The sequence below is a fragment of the Microbacterium sp. SMR1 genome (assembly GCF_003289625.1).
Taxonomy (GTDB): domain Bacteria; phylum Actinomycetota; class Actinomycetes; order Actinomycetales; family Microbacteriaceae; genus Microbacterium; species Microbacterium plantarum.
Genome location: NZ_QMBN01000002.1, coordinates 553,921 through 571,321, shown reverse-complemented (window position 1 = coordinate 571,321; position 17,401 = coordinate 553,921). Strand labels below are relative to the sequence as shown.

Sequence of the window (17,401 nt, the reverse complement as noted above, 5' to 3'; positions counted from 1 at the left end):
TCAGCTCTTCGCGCGCGTCCGGCTCGCCTTCAGATACGGCCACGGCGTGCGCGTAGTGTGCTCGCAGTACGACCACAGGCGCGCGGCGATGTCCGGATCGCGCGTGATCGCCGCGGGCGTCGCGACGCGCGGCTCGCCCCGGAGCACACCGGCCGGCCCGTAATACTCGCCGCCCGCGGCATCCGGGTCGACGAGAGCGCGCACGAGCGCCCACGCCCCCCGTTCCTTGGACTGCGTCACGGCGACCTGCAGGTTGTCGGTGAAACGCGTCATCCGCGACGGCTCGTTGATGCCGGCGATGCCGCGGGTGCGCCCGCTCGTGGAATAGCCGGGGTGGGCGACCAGGCTCGAGACCGGCACGCTCGCCGCCCGCAGGCGCTCGTCGGCCTCGAGGCCGAGTGAGGTCGTGGCGACCTTCGACTGCACGTATGCGCGCCAGGGCGAGTAGTCGCTCTCGAGCTCGATGTCGGTCGGGTCGTACTTCCAGATCGATGTCGACACCGAGCCGACCCAGACCATGCGGCCGCGGCCGGCGGCGAGCGCGATGAGCAGCTCCCCCGCGAGCGCGTAGTGGCCGAGGACGTTGGTGGCGAACACCAGCTCGTGACCGTCGGGCGTCGTGCGGCGCTGACGGGGCGGATGCACCACCCCGGCGTTCAGGAGCAGGCCGTGGAGGGGCTTTCGGCCGCGGGCGGTCGCCGCCGCTGCCCGCACGGAGCCCAGGTTGCTCGTATCGAGCAGCAGCGTCTCGACCGATCCCACCCCGTCGGGCAGGGCTCGCACGACCGAGGCGCGCGCCGTCGCGAGCCGCTGCGGGCTGCGGCCGGTCATGATGACGTGGGCCCCGGCCGAAGCGAGCTGCAGACTGGCGAAATACCCGAGTCCCGCGTTGGAGCCCGTGACGAGATACCGCTTGCCCGACAGGTCGGGCAGCTTGCGGGGATTCCAGTCATCGTGGGCCACGAGTGAAGACTACGGCCGGATCGCCACAGCTAGGCTGGGGCCATGCGGACACGCGCCGATATCGAGTGCTGGCTGACGGACATGGACGGCGTTCTCGTCCACGAGAACCACCCCATCCCGGGGGCGGCGGAACTGCTCGCGCAGTGGCGCGAGACGGGCACGCCGTTCCTCGTGCTGACCAACAACCCCTTCTTCACGCCCCGAGACCTCAGCGCGCGTCTCGCGCGGTCGGGGCTGGAGGTGCCGGAGGACCGCATCTGGACGTCGGCGCTCGCGACGGCGGACTTCCTGCGTTCGCAGCATCCGGGCGGCTCGGCGTTCGTGATCGGCGAGGCGGGCCTCACCACCGCCCTCCACGAGGCCGGCTACATCATGACCGAGACCGACCCCGACTACGTCGTGGTGGGCGAGACGCGCAACTACTCCTTCGACGCCATCACGAAGGCGATCCGGTTCATCAACGCCGGCGCGCGGTTCATCATCACCAACCCGGATGCCACGGGCCCGACCCCGGAGGGCGTCGTTCCGGCGACCGGTTCGTTCGCGGCCCTGATCTCGCACGCGACCGGGAAGAGCCCGTACGTCGTCGGCAAGCCGAACCCCATGATGTTCCGTTCGGCGATGAACCGCATCGGAGCGCACTCCGAGAACACCGGCATGATCGGCGACCGCATGGACACCGACGTCGTGGCGGGCATCGAAGCGGGTCTGCACACCGTGCTCGTGCGCACCGGCATCTCGGACGACGCCGAGATCGAGCGGTACCCGTTCCGCCCCGACGAGATCCTCGACTCCGTCGCCGATCTGCTCGAGACGGAGCCGTACGAGACCGAGGATCCGGGCATCCTGTGAACGAGTTCGAGCAGAACCTCCTGCTGATCAGCGTCGCGCTCATGCTCACGACGACCCTCGTGGTCGTCATCGTGCAGTTCGTCCGGCGCCGCCGCGACGGGGACGACGACTGATGTCGATCGTCCTCGCGCTCACCGGTCTCGCGATCCTGCTGATCGCGCTGATCATTTTCGTGCGCAACCAGCAGATCGGCACCGACGGCACCAATCGCGGGTCGACCCGTCGCGGCATCATCCTGCTCATGTTCTTCGGCCTGCTGCTCGGCCTCGCGTCGCAGCTGCCCGTCTTCCAGAGCTGAGCCGCGGCGCGGGCGGGGCCGTCTCGTACACTCGGGGCGATGAGTCCCATCCGATTCGACTCCGTGCTCCGACGAGCCGACACCGCAGAGGTCGTAGCGGCCGTCGGCGAACTCGAGCAGCCGCGGCGCCTGGCAGGACGTGGGATCGCACAGTCGTCGGATGAGCTTGTTCAGTTCGCCTTCGCCGTGGACCAGACCGACGACTGGTGGGAGCTGACATTCGAGGACGGTCGACATCAGGACTACCGCGAGGGGACGTACTCGTACCGAAGCTCGCGCAATCACGAGCAGGTGGCGGCCGAGTTCTTCCGCCCGATGCCGCAGGCGCTCCAGATGCTGTGGCCCACCCGGCTGCTGACCTGGGCGAATCCGCACGGCAGCTTCTATCCCGTGCTGGCACAACCTCTCGGCCGGCGCTCCATACTCTTCACCTTCGAGCACGTCGATGATCCGGCGTACCGGCAGACGCTCGTCGTAGACGCACGCTCCGGCGTCGCGACGCGATTGGTCGGATTTGATCACGCTCTGATCATCACGAGCATTGAGCCCCTCGCACGGTGGGACCGTGCCGCGACGCCCGCCTTCGAACCTCTCACCGGACCGCCTGAGCCCGACTACTGATGTCCGGGCCGCCTGAGTCGCAGCCGAGGACTGCTGCCTCGGATCCCGCGACGGTCGTGCCGTCGACAGGCTGAGGAGCTTCGGGCAGTGTTCGGGGGGCTGGCCGGCATCGCGTCGTCCTGTCGACGGGTCGAAGACCACGGGCAGAGCGGCGCCCGGACCGGGATCCGATGCGAGGTCGACGCCGGAGCAGAACCTCAGGTCGACCGTCCCGCGCACAGGCTCCGCGGCATCCAGAGGCTCGTCGGGATTGCGCGTCGGGCTATTGAGCCTGTGCACGGGACGGACGGACCGGCCTCCGGGCGCTCAGACCGCGCCGGCGGCCACCTCGTCGAGGAACGGGTAGTCGATGTAGCCCTCGGCGGTCGAGCCGTAGAAGAGCTCGGGGCGCGCCTCGTTGAGCTCCGCGCGCTGCTCCCACCGGGCCGCTAGATCGGGGTTGGCGATCACGGGGCGACCGACGGCGACGGCATCCGTCCAGTCGGCGATCACGAGGGTCTCGGCCTCTTCGCGGGTCGTCGGAGATCCGAAGCCCGAGTTGAGGATGAAGGGGGCGGCGGCCGTGCGACGGATGTGCTGCACGAGCTCACCCGTCGGGTCGGCGCTGAGCACGTCGACGAACGCGAGCCCGAGGGGGGCGAGCCCCTCGGCGACAGCCGTGTAGGTCGCGCGGGCGTCGGCGTCGTCGTGCTCGAGCACACCCTGGATGTTGTGCTGCGGCGAGAGCCGGATGCCGGTGCGGTCGGCGCCCACGGCAGCGGCTACGGCCCGCGTGACCTCGACCGCGAAGCGCGCGCGGTTCTCGGGCGATCCGCCGTACTCGTCGTCGCGCACGTTCGAGACGGGCGAGAGGAACTCGTGCACGAGGTATCCGTTCGCTCCGTGGACCTCGACACCGTCGAGCCCCGCCGCGAGCGCGTTGCGCGCGGCCTGCGCGAACTGCTCGACGACCTCGGGCACCTCTGCCGCGGTCAGCGCGTGCGCGATCGGCATGTCGGCCTTGCCCTTCGGGGTGCGGGTCTGCCCGGGCGCGGCCAGCGCGCTCGGGCCCACGACTCGGTCGGCACCGGTGATGTCGGGGTGCGACACGCGTCCGCCGTGCATCAGCTGCATGACGATGGTGCCGCCGGCCTCATGGACGGCGTCGGCGATGCGTCGCCAGCCCGCGATCTGTTCCTCGGTCTGGATGCCGGGCTGCCCGGGGTACGACTTGCCCTCCACGACAGGCCACGTGCCCTCGGTGATGATGAGGCCCTGCCCCGCGCGCTGGCGGTAGTACTCGACCATGACGTCGGTGGGAACACCGTCCTCGCCCGCGCGGGTGCGCGTGAGCGGCGCCATCACGACGCGGTTCGACAGGTTCAGGGCACCGAAGACGGCGGGCTCGTACAGGCTCATACTGAACCGCAACCGCCCAGGCCCCGCGCGCTATTCCTCGGCGGCTGCGGTTCACCTGGCAGTTCATGCCCCCTCACGCAGCCCGAAGCGGCGGATGCTGCCAGGTGAAGCGCCTTACTGAGGGGCGAGGCCCAGGTCGTCGAGGTCGATCGCGGCGAGCCACTGCAGCCCGGCCTCCTCGACCGCTGCCTGGGCGCCGGTCTTGCGGTCGACGATGACGGCCACCGCGACGGGCTCAGCGCCCTCGCGCCGCAGCGCCTCGACGGCCTTGAGTGCGGACTGGCCGGTGGTCGAGGTGTCCTCGACGACGACGACGCGCTTGCCTGCGACATCCGCGCCCTCGACCTGCCGACCGCGGCCGTGGTCCTTGGGCTCCTTGCGCACGACGAACGCATCGAGGGGGCGGCCCGCGCGCACCGACTCGTGCATGACGGCGTTCGCGATCGGGTCGGCGCCGAGGGTGAGGCCGCCGACGGCGACGACGCCGTCGACGTCCGAGATGAGGTCGAGCATGATGCGGCCGATCGCGGGCGCGGCGCGGTGGTCGAGCGTCAGCCGACGCATGTCGACGTAGTACGTCGCCTTCTTGCCGCTCGAGAGGGTGAAGTCGCCGTGGAACACCGCCTCGTCCTGGATCAGCCGGATGAGGTCCTGGCGGTCGGCTTCGAGCTCGGGCGTGCCTGCGACGGTCATGACCCCGATTCTACGAGCGGGTCGCCCCGGCCCGACGCCGTCGCTCAGACCACGACGAGGTCGACATCGCGCAGCTCTCCCGCGTCGACCGTGAGCGTGAGGAACGTCTTGTGAGGCTGGCGACGCCGGTCGGTGGGCGAGCCGGGGTTGAGCAGCCGGAGTCCGCGCGGGGTCGTGGTGTCCCACGGGATGTGGCTGTGGCCGAAGACGAGCACGTCGTCATCGGGGTAGGCGGCATCCATCCGTCGCTCGCGCCCCGCCGCGGCGCCGGTCTCGTGCACGACGGCGAACCGCACCCCCTCGATCGTTCGACGCGCCACCTCGGGCAGTCGCGACCGCAGGTCGGCTCCGTCGTTGTTGCCCCACACCCCCAGCACCTCGCCGTGCCGCTCGAGCTCGTCGAGAACGGATGCCGCGACCCAGTCCCCCGCGTGCACGATGAGGTCGGCCGCGTTGGCCGCGGCGAGGACGGCATCCGGCAGGGCCCGCGCCCGCCCGGGGACATGCGTATCGGCGATGAGCAGCAATCTCGTGGCCATCCCCCGACGGTATCCGGATGCCGCGCAGCGGGCGAGGTCCGAGCCGCCGAATAGGCTGGGGGCATGCGTCTTGCCACCTGGAACGTGAACTCGATCCGCGCTCGCGTCGACCGCATCGTCGGCTTCGCGGTGAACGAAGACATCGACGTCCTGGCGATGCAGGAGATCAAGTGCAAGCCCGAGCAGTTCCCGATGGAGCAGTTCGAGGCGGCCGGCTACCACGTCGAGCTCCACGGCCTGAACCAGTGGAACGGCGTCGCGATCGCCAGCCGCGAGCCGATGACCGACGTGCAGATCGGGTTTCCCGGGATGCCGGGATTCCTCAAGGGCCACGAGGGCCCCGACGCGCCGCAGGAGGCGCGGGCCATCGCCGCGACCGTCGGCGGCGTCCGCGTCTGGAGCCTCTACGTCCCGAACGGCCGGTCGCTCGATGACCCGCACTACGTCTACAAGCTCCACTGGCTGCAGGCACTCGAGCAGTACACGCGCGACACCCTGGCGGCATCCCCCGGCCTCGCCCTGGCGCTCACCGGCGACTTCAACATCTGCCCCACCCCCGAGGATGTCGGCGACCCGACCCTCGTCGAGGGCGTGACGACCCACGTCTCGCCGCCCGAGCGCGCCGCGTTCCAGGCGCTGCTCGACGCCGGCCTCTCCGACACCGTGCGCCCGCTGGTGCCGACCGGCTTCACCTACTGGGACTACAAGCAGCTGCGGTTCCCCCGCAACGAGGGCCTGCGCATCGACTTCATCCTCGGCTCGTCCGCGTTCGCCGATGCCGTCACCGGCGCCGCAATCCACCGCGATCAGCGCAAGGGCGAAGCGCCGAGCGATCACGTCCCCGTCGTCGTCGACCTCGACCTCGACGGCGACGACGATGACGACCGTCCGATGATCTTCTGATCGTCGCGATGACCGTCCGGCTCCCCCGCTCGGGGGATGTCGCACCCCTGCGCGCACCGTAGCGTGGAGGTCATGTCCGTGGCCTCCCCCGTACCCGACGAGCGTCTCGCCGCGACCCCCGAGCAACTGCGCAACGACCTGTGGCTCGCCGCCGCGCTGCTCGTGAGCGCGATCCTCAGCACCTGGCTCGGCAGTGTCGCGCAGGTCTGGGGCGACGACTCACCGCACCTCGGCTGGGGCCTGCTCTACAGCGTGGCGCTGACGGCACCGCTCGGGCTGCGTCGCCGCATCCCCGAGGTCGCGCTGATCGTCGTCGCGGTCGTCTACTTCGTCGGCATGTCGGCGCACATCCCCGAGATGTACGTCGGCAGCATCGCCCTCTTCATCGCGATGTACTCGGTCGGCGCGTGGGTGGTCGACCGGCGGCGGGCCCTGATCGTCCGCGTCGTGGTCATCATCGGCATGTTCTTCTGGCTGCTCGCGGCGATGTTCCAGGCGGCCAGCGAACAGGGCAGCGACAGCGCCGCGGAGTTCTCGCTGTTCTCCCCCGTCGCGGCGATGATGATGCTGCAGTTCCTCTTCAACGTCGTCTTCTTCGCCGGCGCCTTCGCGTTCGGCGAGCGCGCCTACGCGGGCGCGCTCAGCCGCGAGGAGCTCGAACAGCGCACGCGTGAGCTCGAGCACGAGCGCGAGATCACCGCGGCGCAGGCGGTGGCGCTCGACCGCGTCCGCATCGCACGCGAGCTCCATGACGTCGTGGCGCACCACGTCTCGGCGATGGGCGTGCAGGCCGGCGCCGCGCGCACGGTGCTCGATCGCGATCCCGAGGCGGCGCGACGCGCGCTCACCGTGGTCGAGGAATCGGCACGGGCGTCGCTGACGGAGCTCCGCCAGCTGCTCGAGACGCTGCGGACCCCGGATGCCGCGGCACCGCACGATTCGACGCTGCGGCTCGACGCGATCGCCGAGCTGGTCCGGTACTCGGAGGAGAACGGGATGCCGACCACCTTCACCGTCGTCGGCGAACCGGTCACGGCGTCCGAGGTCGCTCAGGTGAACCTCTACCGCATCGCCCAGGAGGCGCTCACGAACGCGCGCCGCCATGGCGGGCCCGACGCGCGCGCCGACGTGCGGCTGCGCTTCGACGGCGACGAGATCGAGCTCGAGATCGCCAATGACGGCCGCGTGCGCTTCGGGGCGACGCCGGGCCTCGGCCTCGTGGGCATGCGCGAGCGCGCGGCGGCATCGGGCGGCTGGCTCGAGGCGGCACCCCGTCCTCGCGGCGGCTTCCTCGTCCGGGCCCGTGTTCCCGCGAGCGCGCGGTCGTCCCAGCCGAGCACCCAGGGGGTTCTCGCGTGAGCACGACCACCACGCCCTCGCCCACCGGGCCCACGTCGGTGGTGCTCGTCGACGACCATGCCGTCATGCGGGCCGGTTTCCGCATGATCCTCGAGGCGAGCGGCGACATCGCCGTCGTGGGCGAGGCCGGCGACGGCGCGGAGGCCGTCGAGACGGTCGCACGCCTGCAACCGGACGTCGTCTTCATGGATGTCCAGATGCCCGTCCTCGACGGACTCGAGGCGACCCGCCGCATCGTCGCCGACCCTCGCAATTCCAGCGCGGTCGTCGTCGTGACGACCTTCGACCGCGACGACTACCTGTTCCAGGCGTTGCAGGCCGGAGCCAGCGGCTTCCTGCTGAAGAACGCGGGACCCGAGGAGCTCGCCGCCGCCGTGCGGGTGGCTGCCGCCGGTGACGCCCTCCTCGCTCCGGAGGTCACCCGACGGGTCATCGAGCGATTCGCGGGCGGCCCACCCGACGCGACCTCCGCGACCACCGAAGCACCCGCCGCGCCGCAGGCGTCGACTCCCGCCGATCACGGCCTCACCGAGCGGGAGGCGGAGGTGCTGCGCCTCCTCGCGCGGGCGCTCAGCAACGCCGAGATCGCGCGAGAGCTCTTCATCGGCGACGCCACGGTGAAGACGCACGTGTCGAACATCCTCATCAAGCTCGGCGCACGCGACCGCGTGGCCGCCGTCGTCCTGGCCCACCGCAACGGCTGGGCCTGACCAGCCGCGAGCTCAAGCCGGGTCGGAGACGGGCGAGAGCGAGGGGCGCGGCACGGGCATCGAGAGGGGCCGCACCGCGCGCGGCATCGCGATGCGCCAGAGCGCCTGGATGCTCCAGATGAACAGTGCGACCAGGAGCACGTTCCGGGCGAGAAGCAGGCTCGCCGCGAACGGGTCGGCGTGCACGAGCGGCATGTAGAAGATCGGGAAGACGAGCGTCGTCAGGAAGCTCGTCACCGCCATCCACTTCGCGGGCGTCCGCCACCGCTCGGGGTCGATGAGCAGCCCCACGACGACGATCGGGGCGAGCCACAGCATGTACTGCGGAGAGCCGACCTTGTTGAAGACGATCAGCGCGGCGGTGAGGGCGAAGGCGCCCAGCACCATGAGGCGACCCTCCGCGCGCTCGACGCGCTGGGCGCCGGCGACCCAGGTCATCCGGGCTCGCACGAGCAGCAACGCGATCGCGGCGAACGCGGCGATCATGAGCCAGCCGACGACCTCGCCGGCAGCCATCGCCCCGTGCCCGATCACCTCGCGGGTGGCGAGCTCGTAATTCTGCTGGATGCGCGCTCCGGGCAGCTCCCAGATCGTCGCCCACACCCACGGCGTCGCGACGGGCGCTTCGAGCTGCGGGGCACGAGTCCCTTGGATCGTGAGGAAGCTGAAGAGGTTCGATGCGCCCCCGGCGAGAACCACCGCGATCATGATGACGACGCTCGCCACGCCACCGCCCACGGCGACCCACCAGCGGCTCCGGCACACCGCGACCACCGCGGCCGCGATGGCGGCCGGCCACACCTTGATCCAGGTGGCGAGCGCGATGAGCGCTCCGGCGACGACGGGGCGCCGCGAGACCCAGACGAGTCCCGCGATGGCGAGCGGAGCAGCGAACCCTTCCAGGCGCAGCATCGACACGGGGGCGAGGAGCAGGATGCTGAGCAGCCAGTACCAAGCGGCCGGATAGGCCGAGCGACGTTGCAGCCGCGCGCCGGCGATCGCGGCGAGGGCGAGCCAGTTGGCGCCGGCGAGCATGAGCAGCCAGACGAGCTGGTACAGGTAGGGGCCCAGCGCGATCGGCGCGACGATCGGCAGCAGCGCGCCCGCCGGGTACACCCACTCGAAGTCGATGATGGGCCAGGTTCCCTGCACGGCATCCTGCGCCCACTGCCGGTACAGCGGGAGGTCGCCCTCCGTGCCGCCCGCGATGATCAGCGGCAGGAGGGCGAGGATGTAGGCCGCGTGGAAGGCCACGAAACCGGTGACGAGACCCCGACGGGTTCGGCCGAATGCCGCCAGTCGCTGGCGGCGCGTCGGGCGGCGGGGGGATGCCGAAAGAGACGTCACCCGGGCATCATAGGCCCCGCGCATATCTGCCCGATGAACGCCGAGGTGGCCGATGTGGCGTACCGCCGGCCGGCTCAGCGCCGGTGCGCCGCGCGCCCGCCGTGCCCCGCCAGCGCATCGGCTGCGCCCACCAGCGCGAGGTGCGACAGCGCCTGCGGCGTGTTTCCCGCCTGGCGCCCGTCGGTGACGTCGTACTCCTCCGACAGGAGCCCGACGTCGTTGGCGAGTCCGCACAAGCGGTCCATGAGCCGGGTGGCGTCGTCGATGCGTCCGGTCGCCGCGTACTGCTCGACGAGCCAGAACGAGCAGGCGAGGAAGGGATGCTCGGTGCCGGCGAGACCGTCGACGCCGGCCTCGGTGCGGTAGCGCATCACCAGGCCCTCGCGCAGCAGCGTGCTCTCGATGCGCGCGACGGTCGCGAGCATGCGCGGATCGTCGGGAGCGCAGAACCCGACGGCCGGAAGCAGCAGCAGCGACGCGTCGACCTCGTCGGTGCGGAAGTGCTGCGTGAAGTGCCCGCCCGCGGCATCCACGCCCTGCTCGTCGATCTCGGCGCGGACGCGGTCGCGCAGGGCCCGCCAGCGATCGGGATCGCCGCTCAACCCGTGCTCCTCGACGGCGCGGACGCCCCGATCGAGGGCAGCCCAGACCATCGCCCGCGAGTGGGTGAACATCTGCGGTTCACCCCGGATCTCCCAGATACCGTGATCGGGCCGGTCGAGCCAGGCGACGACCTGATCGAGCAGCGCCCGCTGCAACGCCCACGAGAACGAGGTCTCGGTGACGCCGGCGAGCCGGGCGGCCTCGAGGGCGACCATCACCTCGCCGATCACGTCGGCCTGATACTGGTCGACCGCGCCGTTGCCGACGCGCACCGGCGCGGATCCCGCGTAGCCGGGCAGGCTCTCCAGCTCGCGCTCGGGCAGGTCGCGCTCGCCCGCGATGCCGTACATGATCTGCACGTCGGCGGGATCACCCGCGACCGCCCGCAGCAGCCAGTCGCGCCAGCGCGCGGCCGCCTCGAGATAGCCGTGCGAGATGTAGGCCTCGAGAGTCAGGGCAGCGTCACGCAGCCATACGTACCGGTAGTCCCAGTTGCGCGAACCACCGAAATCCTCCGGCAGAGAGGTCGTCGCGGCGGCGACGATGCCGCCCGTCTCGGCGTGGGTGAGCGCCCGCAGCACGAGCATGGAACGCAGTACCCGGTCGCCCCACCGCCCGCCGTCGCGGATGCGCCGCGCCCAGGTGGTCCACCACCCGCGCGTGCGCTCGAGGGCGACGTCGACGTCGAAGGGCTGCGGGATGTCGCGGTACGAGGCCTCCCAGCGCAGCACCGAGTCGACGGTGCGCCCCGCCTCGACACGGAACTCGCCCCGGTGCATCGTGTCCCGGGCGACGAGCCGGGGCCCGCGCAGCGTGACGGCATCCGGCCCGGCCACCGCGAGCAGGACGCCCATCGGGCGGGCATCCGACGTGTCGGCCGCACCGATCTGCCGCACCCAGGGCACCGCCCGCGCATAGTCGAACCGCAGCCGCACTTCGCTCACGAAGTCGACTTCGCCCGCGACACCGACGACGCGCCGGACGACCGCATCGACCCCGTCGAGGACCGGCATGAACTCGTGCACCTCGGCGACACCGGCGGCACACTCCCACCGGGTCACGAGCACGAACGTGTCGCCGTCGTAGCGCCGCGTCGCGGTCGCGTCCGGGTCGCGTGGCCGCAGGCTCCAGCATCCGTGCGAGCTGTCGCCGAGCAGGGCGCCGAAGATGGAGCCGGAGTCATAGCGGGGAAGGCACAGCCAGTCGAGGTCGCCCCGGTCGGACACGAGCGCCGCACTGCGGCAGTTGCTGAGGAGGGCGTAGCGCTCGATCGGTGCGGGCATGCTCGCATCATCGCGGTCGGGGGTCGGATCCGCCAACACGGCGATTCGCGGATGCTGGTTAGGCGAGGCTATCCTTCTGCGGTGCGTCATCGTCTCCTCGCCAGTCTCGCCATCGTTCCGCTGGCCGCTCTCGCTCTCGCGGGCTGCGGCGCATCGGAGGTCGTCCCGGCCGGCGCGGCCGCCCCGGCCGGAAACGGAGAGACGTCCTACCCCCTGACGATCGAGAACTGCGGCCGCTCCATCACCGTCGATGCGGCGCCCCAGCGCATCGTCTCGCTGGACCAGAACTCCACCGAGATCCTGCTCTCGCTCGGACTGGAGGACCGCATCGTGGGTACGGCGTCGTGGACCGACCCGATCCTTCCCTCGCTCGCCGAGGCGAACCAGAACGTGCCCCGCCTGGCCGACAACGCCCCCACCTACGAGGTCACGCTCGGCGCCGACCCCGACTTCGTCACTGCCTCGTTCGGACGACACTTCACGCAGGGCGGCGTCGCGACGCGCGACCGGTTCGACGAGACCGGGATCGGCAGCTACCTCTCGCCGACCGACTGCGACAACGGCGTCAGCATCAACGGCGGTGGCACCCGCACCACCCCGCTCACCGTCGACGCGCTCTATCAGGAGATCACCGAGCTGGGTCAGATCTTCGACGTCTCCGATCGGGCCGAGAAGCTCGTCGACGATCTGCGCTCGCGCGCTGCGGCCGCGACGGAGGGCATCGACGCTTCGGGCGCCACCGTCGCCTTCTGGTTCGCCGACACCAAGACCCCGTACGTCGCCGGCGGGCTCGGTTCGGCTGCGCTGCTCGCGGCGACCACCGGGTTCACCAATGTGTACGCCGATGCCGCCGACGACTGGCCCGCGACCACCTGGGAGGACCTCGTCGACCGCGATCCGCAGGTGCTCGTCCTCGGCGATCTGCAACGCGATCGCTTCCCCGGCGACCGGCTCGACGACAAGATCGCGTTCCTCGAGTCGGATCCCGTAACGCGCACGATCGATGCCGTGCGCAACAAGCGCTACATCGCGCTGCATGGCGCCGAGCTCAACCCTTCGATCCGCTTCGTCGACGGGCTCGAGAAGATCGAGAGCTGGATGGACGAGCACCGGGACGAGCTCTGAGCGTGCGCACCCGCGGCCCCGTCGCCACGGCCGGGTTGCTCGGGGGCGGCATCCTGCTGCTCGTCGTGTCGGTCGGCGTCGCGATCACCCTCGGCCCGGCCGACATCCTGCTCGTCAACGTCCGCGACATCGTCACCAACCACCTGGGCCTGACCGACATCCCCGTCAAGACCGCCAAGGACGCGATCGTCTGGGAGGAGCGGCTGCCCCGCGCGCTGGTCGCCGCGGCGTGCGGTGCGGGGCTCGGGCTGTGCGGCGTCATCATGCAGTCGCTGCTGCGGAACCCCCTCGCCGAGCCCTTCATCCTCGGCATCTCGTCCGGCGCCTCGACCGGTGCCGTCGCGATCGGCGTGCTCGGCCTCGGCGGTGCCGCGCTCGGCCTCTCCGGCGGGGCCTTCATCGGAGCGCTCGTCGCTTTCGCGGTGGTGCTGCTGCTCGCACGCCTCGCCGGGGGCGGGAACGACCGCGTCGTCCTGGCCGGAGTCGCGAGCACGCAGCTGTTCTCGGCACTCACCTCTCTCGTGATCTTCGCGTTCGCCGACGCCGATGAGACGCGCGGGGTCATGTTCTGGCTGCTCGGATCACTCGAGGGCATCCGCTGGGACGACGTCGTGCTGTGCACCGTCGTCGTCGCGCTGGGCTCCCTGCTGTGCCTGCGCTACGCCTCGGCCCTCGATGCCTTCGTCTTCGGCGATGAGGTCGCGGCCTCGCTGGGCATTCACATCGCACGCACGCGCGGCATCCTGCTCGTCACGACCGCGCTGATCACGGCCACCCTCGTGAGCGTCGCCGGCGCGATCGGCTTCGTCGGCCTCGTCCTCCCCCACATGGCACGCCTGCTCGTCGGGTCGCGCCACGGGCGCCTCATCCCCACCACGATCGTCGCCGGGGCGATCTTCATGGTGTGGGTGGATGCCGGCTCGCGCGTCGCCTTCTCGCCCACGCCGCTGCCCGTCGGCGTCGGAACCGCCCTGGTCGGCGTGCCCGTCTTCATCGTTCTGCTCGCCCGCCGGAGGAACCGCGCATGACCCTCGCCGCACGCGACGTGTCGTGGACGCGCTCGGGCATGCTCGTCGTCGACGGCGTGAGCGTGCGCCCCGAGCCGGGGCAGACCCTGGGCCTGCTCGGGCCCAACGGATCGGGCAAGTCGTCGCTTCTCCGGCTGCTGCACGGGCTCGTCCGCCCGACCGCGGGACTCGTGACCCTCGACGACGAAGACCTCGCCTCCCTTGGTCGGCGCCGAGTAGCGCGCACCGTGGCCGCCGTCACGCAGCACGCCGACACGGAGGTCGACATCACCGTGCGCGAGATCGTGCGCCTCGGGCGCATCCCGCACCGGACGACGTTCGGCGGCGACCCGGCGGCCGATGCCGCGGCGGTCGATCGCGCCCTGGAGCACGTCGGCCTGGCTGATCGGGCCGACCGCATGTGGCACACGCTCTCGGGCGGCGAGCGCCAGCGCGCGCAGATCGCCCGCGCGCTGGCGCAGGAGCCCCGCGAACTGCTGCTCGACGAGCCCACCAACCACCTCGACATCCGTCATCAGCTCGACCTGCTCGAACTCGTCTGCGACCTGCCGGTGACGTGCATCGTCGCGATCCACGATCTGAACCTCGCCGCGATGTACTGCGACGCCGTGATGGTGCTGCAGTCGGGCCGGGTCGTCGCCGCGGGCGCCCCCGCCGAGGTGCTGACCGCCGAGCTCATCGCCGACGTCTACGGCGTGGCCGCCGAGGTCACCCGGGACCCACGGGGCGGGCATCCGGTCATCACCTTCCTGCGCCGCTGACGCGGTCGTCGTCTGCCCCACTCCCCCGTGCGGCTCCCCCGCCGGGTGGGGCCGCACGGCCCACGATCCGCCGTACGGGGGATCCGCCTGCCCCCGCCCGGTCCCTAGCGTGGAGACATCGGCTAAGGAGGCGGAATGCTCGAACTGAGCGGCATCACCAAGAACTACGGCACGCACCGCGTGCTCGACGACGTGGGGTTCCGAGTGCCCGACGGGCGCCTGACCGGTTTCGTCGGCGGCAACGGGGCGGGCAAGACCACCACGATGCGCATCATGCTCGGCGTGCTCTCGCGCGACCGGGGCGAGGTCACCCTCGACGGGTCGCCGGTGACCGCTGCCGACCGCCGCCGCTTCGGGTACATGCCCGAGGAACGCGGGCTGTATCCCAAGATGAAGGTGCTCGAGCAGATCGTCTACCTCGCCCGGCTGCACGGCTTCTCGAAGCCGGAGGCAACGTCGCGCGCCCGTACCCTGCTCGAGGAGCTCGGTCTCGGGGAGCGCCTGAACGACAACATCGAGACGCTGTCGCTCGGCAACCAGCAGCGCGCGCAGATCGCTGCGGCTCTCGTGCACGACCCCGAGGTGCTGATCCTCGACGAGCCGTTCTCGGGGCTCGACCCCCTCGCCGTCGACGTCGTGGCCGGTGTCCTGCAGACGCGGGCGGCCCAGGGCGTCGGCGTGCTGTTCTCGTCGCACCAGCTCGACGTCGTCGAGCGCCTCTGCGACGACCTCGTCATCATCGCCGGCGGAACCATCCGCGCTGCCGGCACCCGCGACGGGCTCCGCCGCGAGCACCAGGGGCACCGCTACGAGCTCGTCTCGACGGGAGATGCCGGCTGGCTCCGCACCGAACCGGGGGTCGAGGTCGTCGAGTTCGACGGCGGCTACGCCTTGTTCGACGTCGATGCCGACGAGACCGCGCAGCGCGTGCTGCGCCGGGCCGTCGAGCACGGCGACGTCGCGAGCTTCACGCCGCGGCATCCGTCCCTCGCCCAGATCTTCACCGACGTCATCCAGGAGGTCGCCCCGTGAGCGCCGCATCTCCCTCATTCGCCCAGAGCACCTGGCTCGTCGCCGAACGCGAGATCGGCTCGAAGCTCCGCAGCAAGTCGTTCGTCATCTCGTTCGCCATCCTCTTCCTCGGCGCGCTCGCGCTCGTGATCTGGGGCGGCTTCTCGGCGGGGAACGACAGCGGCTCGCCCGTCGCGGTGACCCCGGACGCGGCCTCGTACGTCCAGAACGCGCCCGGCCTCGACGTGAAGGATGTCGCCGACCGGGCGGCCGCCGAGAGCGCCGTGCGCGATGGCGACGTCGACGCCGCGGTCGTCGCCGACACGTCCGCGCCGAGCGGATACGTCGTCATCGGCGACACGTCGGTGTCGAACACCATCCTGCTGTCGCTCGCGCAGCTGCCGAAAGTCGAGCTGCTCGACCCCTCCGGCGACGCCGGCTTCCTCGGCTACATCGTCGCGATCGGGTTCGGCGCGATCTTCTTCATCTCGGCGCAGACCTTCGGTGCGACGATCGCCCAGTCGGTCGTCGAGGAGAAGCAGACGCGCGTCGTCGAGCTGCTGATCTCGGCCGTACCGGTCCGGGCGCTGCTCGCGGGCAAGGTGATCGGCAACACGGTGCTGGCGATGGGGCAGATCCTCATCCTCGCCGCGGTGGCGGTGATCGGGCTGACGGTCACGGATCAGACCGCGCTGCTGACGGGCATCGGCGCCCCCATCGCCTGGTTCGCGGTGTTCTTCCTGTTCGGCTTCGTGCTGCTCGCCGCGCTCTTCGCCGCGGCCGCCGCGATGGTCTCGCGCCAGGAGGACATCGGAGCGACGACGACGCCCCTCATCCTGCTGGTCATGGCGCCGTACTTCCTGGTCATCTTCGCGTGGAACAACCCGCTGATCCTCGGGATCATGTCGTACGTGCCCTTCTCGGCACCGGTCGGCATGCCGATGCGCCTGTTCCTCGGCGACGCACTGTGGTGGGAGCCGCTGCTCTCGCTCGCGATCCTGCTCCTGACCTGCGTCGGGGCGATCCTCGTCGGCGCCAAGATCTACGAGAACTCGCTCCTGCGCATGGGAGCCCGCGTCAAGCTCGGCGAGGCCCTGCGCCGCTGACCCGGCCCCTGCTGGGCCGGCCGCCCTCCCGCCGCATCGCCGTCCTCCGGGTTCACGCCCGGAGGACGGCGATGAGTTTCTCGTGACGGGGAATGTCGGCGAACGCGCCGTCGTTCGCACGTGGCGGGACGATGGAGTCCGACGCTGTCCGCACGAACCCGGGAGAATCCCATGTCCCTCATCGAAGAGCGCGTCGCCGAGACCGACGCCCCCGTCCTCGACATCCTCGCCGCGCGCTGGAGCACGCGCCTGTACGACGAGGTCTCCCCCGTCGACGAGGACGCCCTCGCCAGCGCCCTCGAGGCGGCACGCTGGGCCCCGTCGGCTTTCAACGCACAGCCCTGGCGCTTCGTCGTCGCTCGTCGCGGCACCCAGACCCACGAGAAGGTCGTGTCGACGCTCGTCGAGTTCAACCAGGCCTGGGCCGGCCCCGCGGGCGCCCTCATCGTCTTCATCGCGCAGACGGAGAACGACGGCAAGCCCGTGCCCACCGCGCTCTACGACCTCGGCCAGGCCGCCGCGCACTTCACCGTCCAGGCCCACGCCGACGGCCTGTACACCCACCAGATGACCGGGTTCGATGCCGCAGCCCTCGCCGAGAAGCTCGGCATCGAGGCCCCGTTCACGCCCGTCACCGTCATGGCCGTCGGCGACCTCGGCGACATCGACGCCGCCCCCGCCGCCGTGCGCGAGCGCGAGCTCTCGCCCCGCACCCGCCGGCCCGTGGCCGAGTCGGTCGTCATCGACGACTGAGGCCGCCGGCAGCGGTTCGCACGGCGGCGCCCGCACCATAGACGAGGT

The 17,401-nt window shown here is 71.1% G+C and carries 18 protein-coding genes; 12 read left to right on the top strand and 6 right to left on the bottom strand.

The genetic code is table 11. The annotated features are described in order from the left end of the window. On the bottom strand, positions 1 to 963 hold the full coding sequence (locus tag DO944_RS07330; protein ID WP_112616129.1) for an SDR family NAD(P)-dependent oxidoreductase: 963 nt from the start codon (positions 961 to 963) through the stop codon (positions 1 to 3). Positions 964 to 1,005: 42 nt separating this feature from the next. Between DO944_RS07330 and DO944_RS07325 the strand changes: the two genes are divergently transcribed. The 3 genes from DO944_RS07325 to DO944_RS07315 all read left to right on the top strand — a co-directional run bounded on the left by DO944_RS07325 (position 1,006) and on the right by DO944_RS07315 (position 2,734). After that, positions 1,006 to 1,815 (top strand): HAD-IIA family hydrolase, encoded by an 810-nt coding sequence (locus DO944_RS07325; RefSeq protein WP_112616127.1) that lies wholly within the window; start codon positions 1,006 to 1,008, stop codon positions 1,813 to 1,815. A 112-nt stretch (positions 1,816 to 1,927) separates the two neighbouring features. Then, positions 1,928 to 2,113, top strand: a complete 186-nt coding sequence (locus DO944_RS07320) for a hypothetical protein (protein ID WP_112616125.1) — start codon at positions 1,928 to 1,930, stop codon at positions 2,111 to 2,113. A 39-nt stretch (positions 2,114 to 2,152) separates the two neighbouring features. Beyond that, on the top strand, positions 2,153 to 2,734 hold the full coding sequence (locus DO944_RS07315; RefSeq protein ID WP_146752018.1) for a hypothetical protein: 582 nt from the start codon (positions 2,153 to 2,155) through the stop codon (positions 2,732 to 2,734). A 306-nt stretch (positions 2,735 to 3,040) separates the two neighbouring features. On the opposite strand, the gene DO944_RS07310 is transcribed toward DO944_RS07315, so the two are convergent. The 3 genes from DO944_RS07310 to DO944_RS07300 form a co-directional block, all read right to left on the bottom strand. Then, positions 3,041 to 4,132, bottom strand: a complete 1,092-nt coding sequence (locus DO944_RS07310) for an alkene reductase (protein WP_112616121.1) — start codon at positions 4,130 to 4,132, stop codon at positions 3,041 to 3,043. 114 nt (positions 4,133 to 4,246) lie between these two features. Next, positions 4,247 to 4,825, bottom strand: coding sequence for an orotate phosphoribosyltransferase (gene pyrE, locus DO944_RS07305; protein ID WP_112616119.1), 579 nt, complete (start codon positions 4,823 to 4,825; stop codon positions 4,247 to 4,249). Positions 4,826 to 4,869: 44 nt separating this feature from the next. Continuing rightward, the gene (locus DO944_RS07300) at positions 4,870 to 5,364 is read right to left on the bottom strand and encodes a metallophosphoesterase family protein (RefSeq protein WP_112616117.1); all 495 of its coding nucleotides are present in this window, start codon (positions 5,362 to 5,364) and stop codon (positions 4,870 to 4,872) included. A 63-nt stretch (positions 5,365 to 5,427) separates the two neighbouring features. Between DO944_RS07300 and DO944_RS07295 the strand changes: the two genes are divergently transcribed. The 3 genes from DO944_RS07295 to DO944_RS07285 all read left to right on the top strand — a co-directional run bounded on the left by DO944_RS07295 (position 5,428) and on the right by DO944_RS07285 (position 8,336). Further along, positions 5,428 to 6,267: an exodeoxyribonuclease III gene (locus tag DO944_RS07295; RefSeq protein ID WP_112616115.1), complete on the top strand. Its 840-nt coding sequence runs from the start codon at positions 5,428 to 5,430 to the stop codon at positions 6,265 to 6,267. 72 nt (positions 6,268 to 6,339) lie between these two features. Continuing rightward, on the top strand, positions 6,340 to 7,626 hold the full coding sequence (locus DO944_RS07290) for a sensor histidine kinase (RefSeq protein ID WP_112616952.1): 1,287 nt from the start codon (positions 6,340 to 6,342) through the stop codon (positions 7,624 to 7,626). A gap of 65 nt (positions 7,627 to 7,691) precedes the next feature. Then, entirely contained in the window at positions 7,692 to 8,336 is a 645-nt protein-coding gene (locus tag DO944_RS07285) for a response regulator transcription factor (RefSeq protein ID WP_112616951.1), read from the top strand. A 12-nt stretch (positions 8,337 to 8,348) separates the two neighbouring features. Here DO944_RS07285 and DO944_RS07280 read toward each other — a convergent pair whose 3' ends face one another. Both DO944_RS07280 and DO944_RS07275 read right to left on the bottom strand, forming a co-directional pair. After that, positions 8,349 to 9,683: a DUF2029 domain-containing protein gene (locus DO944_RS07280; RefSeq protein ID WP_220118285.1), complete on the bottom strand. Its 1,335-nt coding sequence runs from the start codon at positions 9,681 to 9,683 to the stop codon at positions 8,349 to 8,351. 74 nt (positions 9,684 to 9,757) lie between these two features. Continuing rightward, the gene (locus tag DO944_RS07275; protein ID WP_112616950.1) at positions 9,758 to 11,569 is read right to left on the bottom strand and encodes a glycoside hydrolase family 15 protein; all 1,812 of its coding nucleotides are present in this window, start codon (positions 11,567 to 11,569) and stop codon (positions 9,758 to 9,760) included. 81 nt (positions 11,570 to 11,650) lie between these two features. On the opposite strand from DO944_RS07275, the gene DO944_RS07270 reads away from it, so the two are divergent. From DO944_RS07270 to DO944_RS07245, 6 genes are all read left to right on the top strand, one after another. Then, on the top strand, positions 11,651 to 12,694 hold the full coding sequence (locus tag DO944_RS07270; RefSeq protein ID WP_240309797.1) for an ABC transporter substrate-binding protein: 1,044 nt from the start codon (positions 11,651 to 11,653) through the stop codon (positions 12,692 to 12,694). Positions 12,695 to 12,696: 2 nt separating this feature from the next. Further along, positions 12,697 to 13,722, top strand: a complete 1,026-nt coding sequence (locus DO944_RS07265; protein ID WP_258524604.1) for an iron ABC transporter permease — start codon at positions 12,697 to 12,699, stop codon at positions 13,720 to 13,722. Next, entirely contained in the window at positions 13,719 to 14,483 is a 765-nt protein-coding gene (locus tag DO944_RS07260) for an ABC transporter ATP-binding protein (RefSeq protein ID WP_112616109.1), read from the top strand. The genes DO944_RS07265 and DO944_RS07260 overlap by 4 nt, the downstream gene beginning before the upstream one ends. A gap of 135 nt (positions 14,484 to 14,618) precedes the next feature. Continuing rightward, the gene (locus tag DO944_RS07255) at positions 14,619 to 15,515 is read left to right on the top strand and encodes an ABC transporter ATP-binding protein (RefSeq protein ID WP_112616107.1); all 897 of its coding nucleotides are present in this window, start codon (positions 14,619 to 14,621) and stop codon (positions 15,513 to 15,515) included. Further along, on the top strand, positions 15,512 to 16,600 hold the full coding sequence (locus DO944_RS07250) for an ABC transporter permease (protein WP_112616105.1): 1,089 nt from the start codon (positions 15,512 to 15,514) through the stop codon (positions 16,598 to 16,600). Before DO944_RS07255 ends, DO944_RS07250 begins: the two co-directional genes overlap by 4 nt. A gap of 171 nt (positions 16,601 to 16,771) precedes the next feature. Continuing rightward, positions 16,772 to 17,353, top strand: a complete 582-nt coding sequence (locus DO944_RS07245) for a nitroreductase family protein (protein ID WP_112616103.1) — start codon at positions 16,772 to 16,774, stop codon at positions 17,351 to 17,353. Positions 17,354 to 17,401: the final 48 nt, after the last annotated feature.

Bases quoted from the DNA above. Each gene is read 5' to 3' on its own strand.
- DO944_RS07310 (WP_112616121.1), bottom strand. From the start codon at position 4,132: ATGAGCCTGTACGAGCCCGCCGTCTTCGGTGCCCTGAACCTGTCGAAC.
- DO944_RS07260 (WP_112616109.1), top strand. From the start codon at position 13,719: ATGACCCTCGCCGCACGCGACGTGTCGTGGACGCGCTCGGGCATGCTC.
- DO944_RS07290 (WP_112616952.1), top strand. From the start codon at position 6,340: ATGTCCGTGGCCTCCCCCGTACCCGACGAGCGTCTCGCCGCGACCCCC.
- pyrE (WP_112616119.1), bottom strand. From the start codon at position 4,825: ATGACCGTCGCAGGCACGCCCGAGCTCGAAGCCGACCGCCAGGACCTC.
- DO944_RS07325 (WP_112616127.1), top strand. From the start codon at position 1,006: ATGCGGACACGCGCCGATATCGAGTGCTGGCTGACGGACATGGACGGC.
- DO944_RS07320 (WP_112616125.1), top strand. From the start codon at position 1,928: ATGTCGATCGTCCTCGCGCTCACCGGTCTCGCGATCCTGCTGATCGCG.
- DO944_RS07315 (WP_146752018.1), top strand. From the start codon at position 2,153: ATGAGTCCCATCCGATTCGACTCCGTGCTCCGACGAGCCGACACCGCA.
- DO944_RS07245 (WP_112616103.1), top strand. From the start codon at position 16,772: ATGTCCCTCATCGAAGAGCGCGTCGCCGAGACCGACGCCCCCGTCCTC.
- DO944_RS07255 (WP_112616107.1), top strand. From the start codon at position 14,619: ATGCTCGAACTGAGCGGCATCACCAAGAACTACGGCACGCACCGCGTG.
- DO944_RS07300 (WP_112616117.1), bottom strand. From the start codon at position 5,364: ATGGCCACGAGATTGCTGCTCATCGCCGATACGCATGTCCCCGGGCGG.
- DO944_RS07295 (WP_112616115.1), top strand. From the start codon at position 5,428: ATGCGTCTTGCCACCTGGAACGTGAACTCGATCCGCGCTCGCGTCGAC.
- DO944_RS07275 (WP_112616950.1), bottom strand. From the start codon at position 11,569: ATGCCCGCACCGATCGAGCGCTACGCCCTCCTCAGCAACTGCCGCAGT.
- DO944_RS07285 (WP_112616951.1), top strand. From the start codon at position 7,692: ATGCGGGCCGGTTTCCGCATGATCCTCGAGGCGAGCGGCGACATCGCC.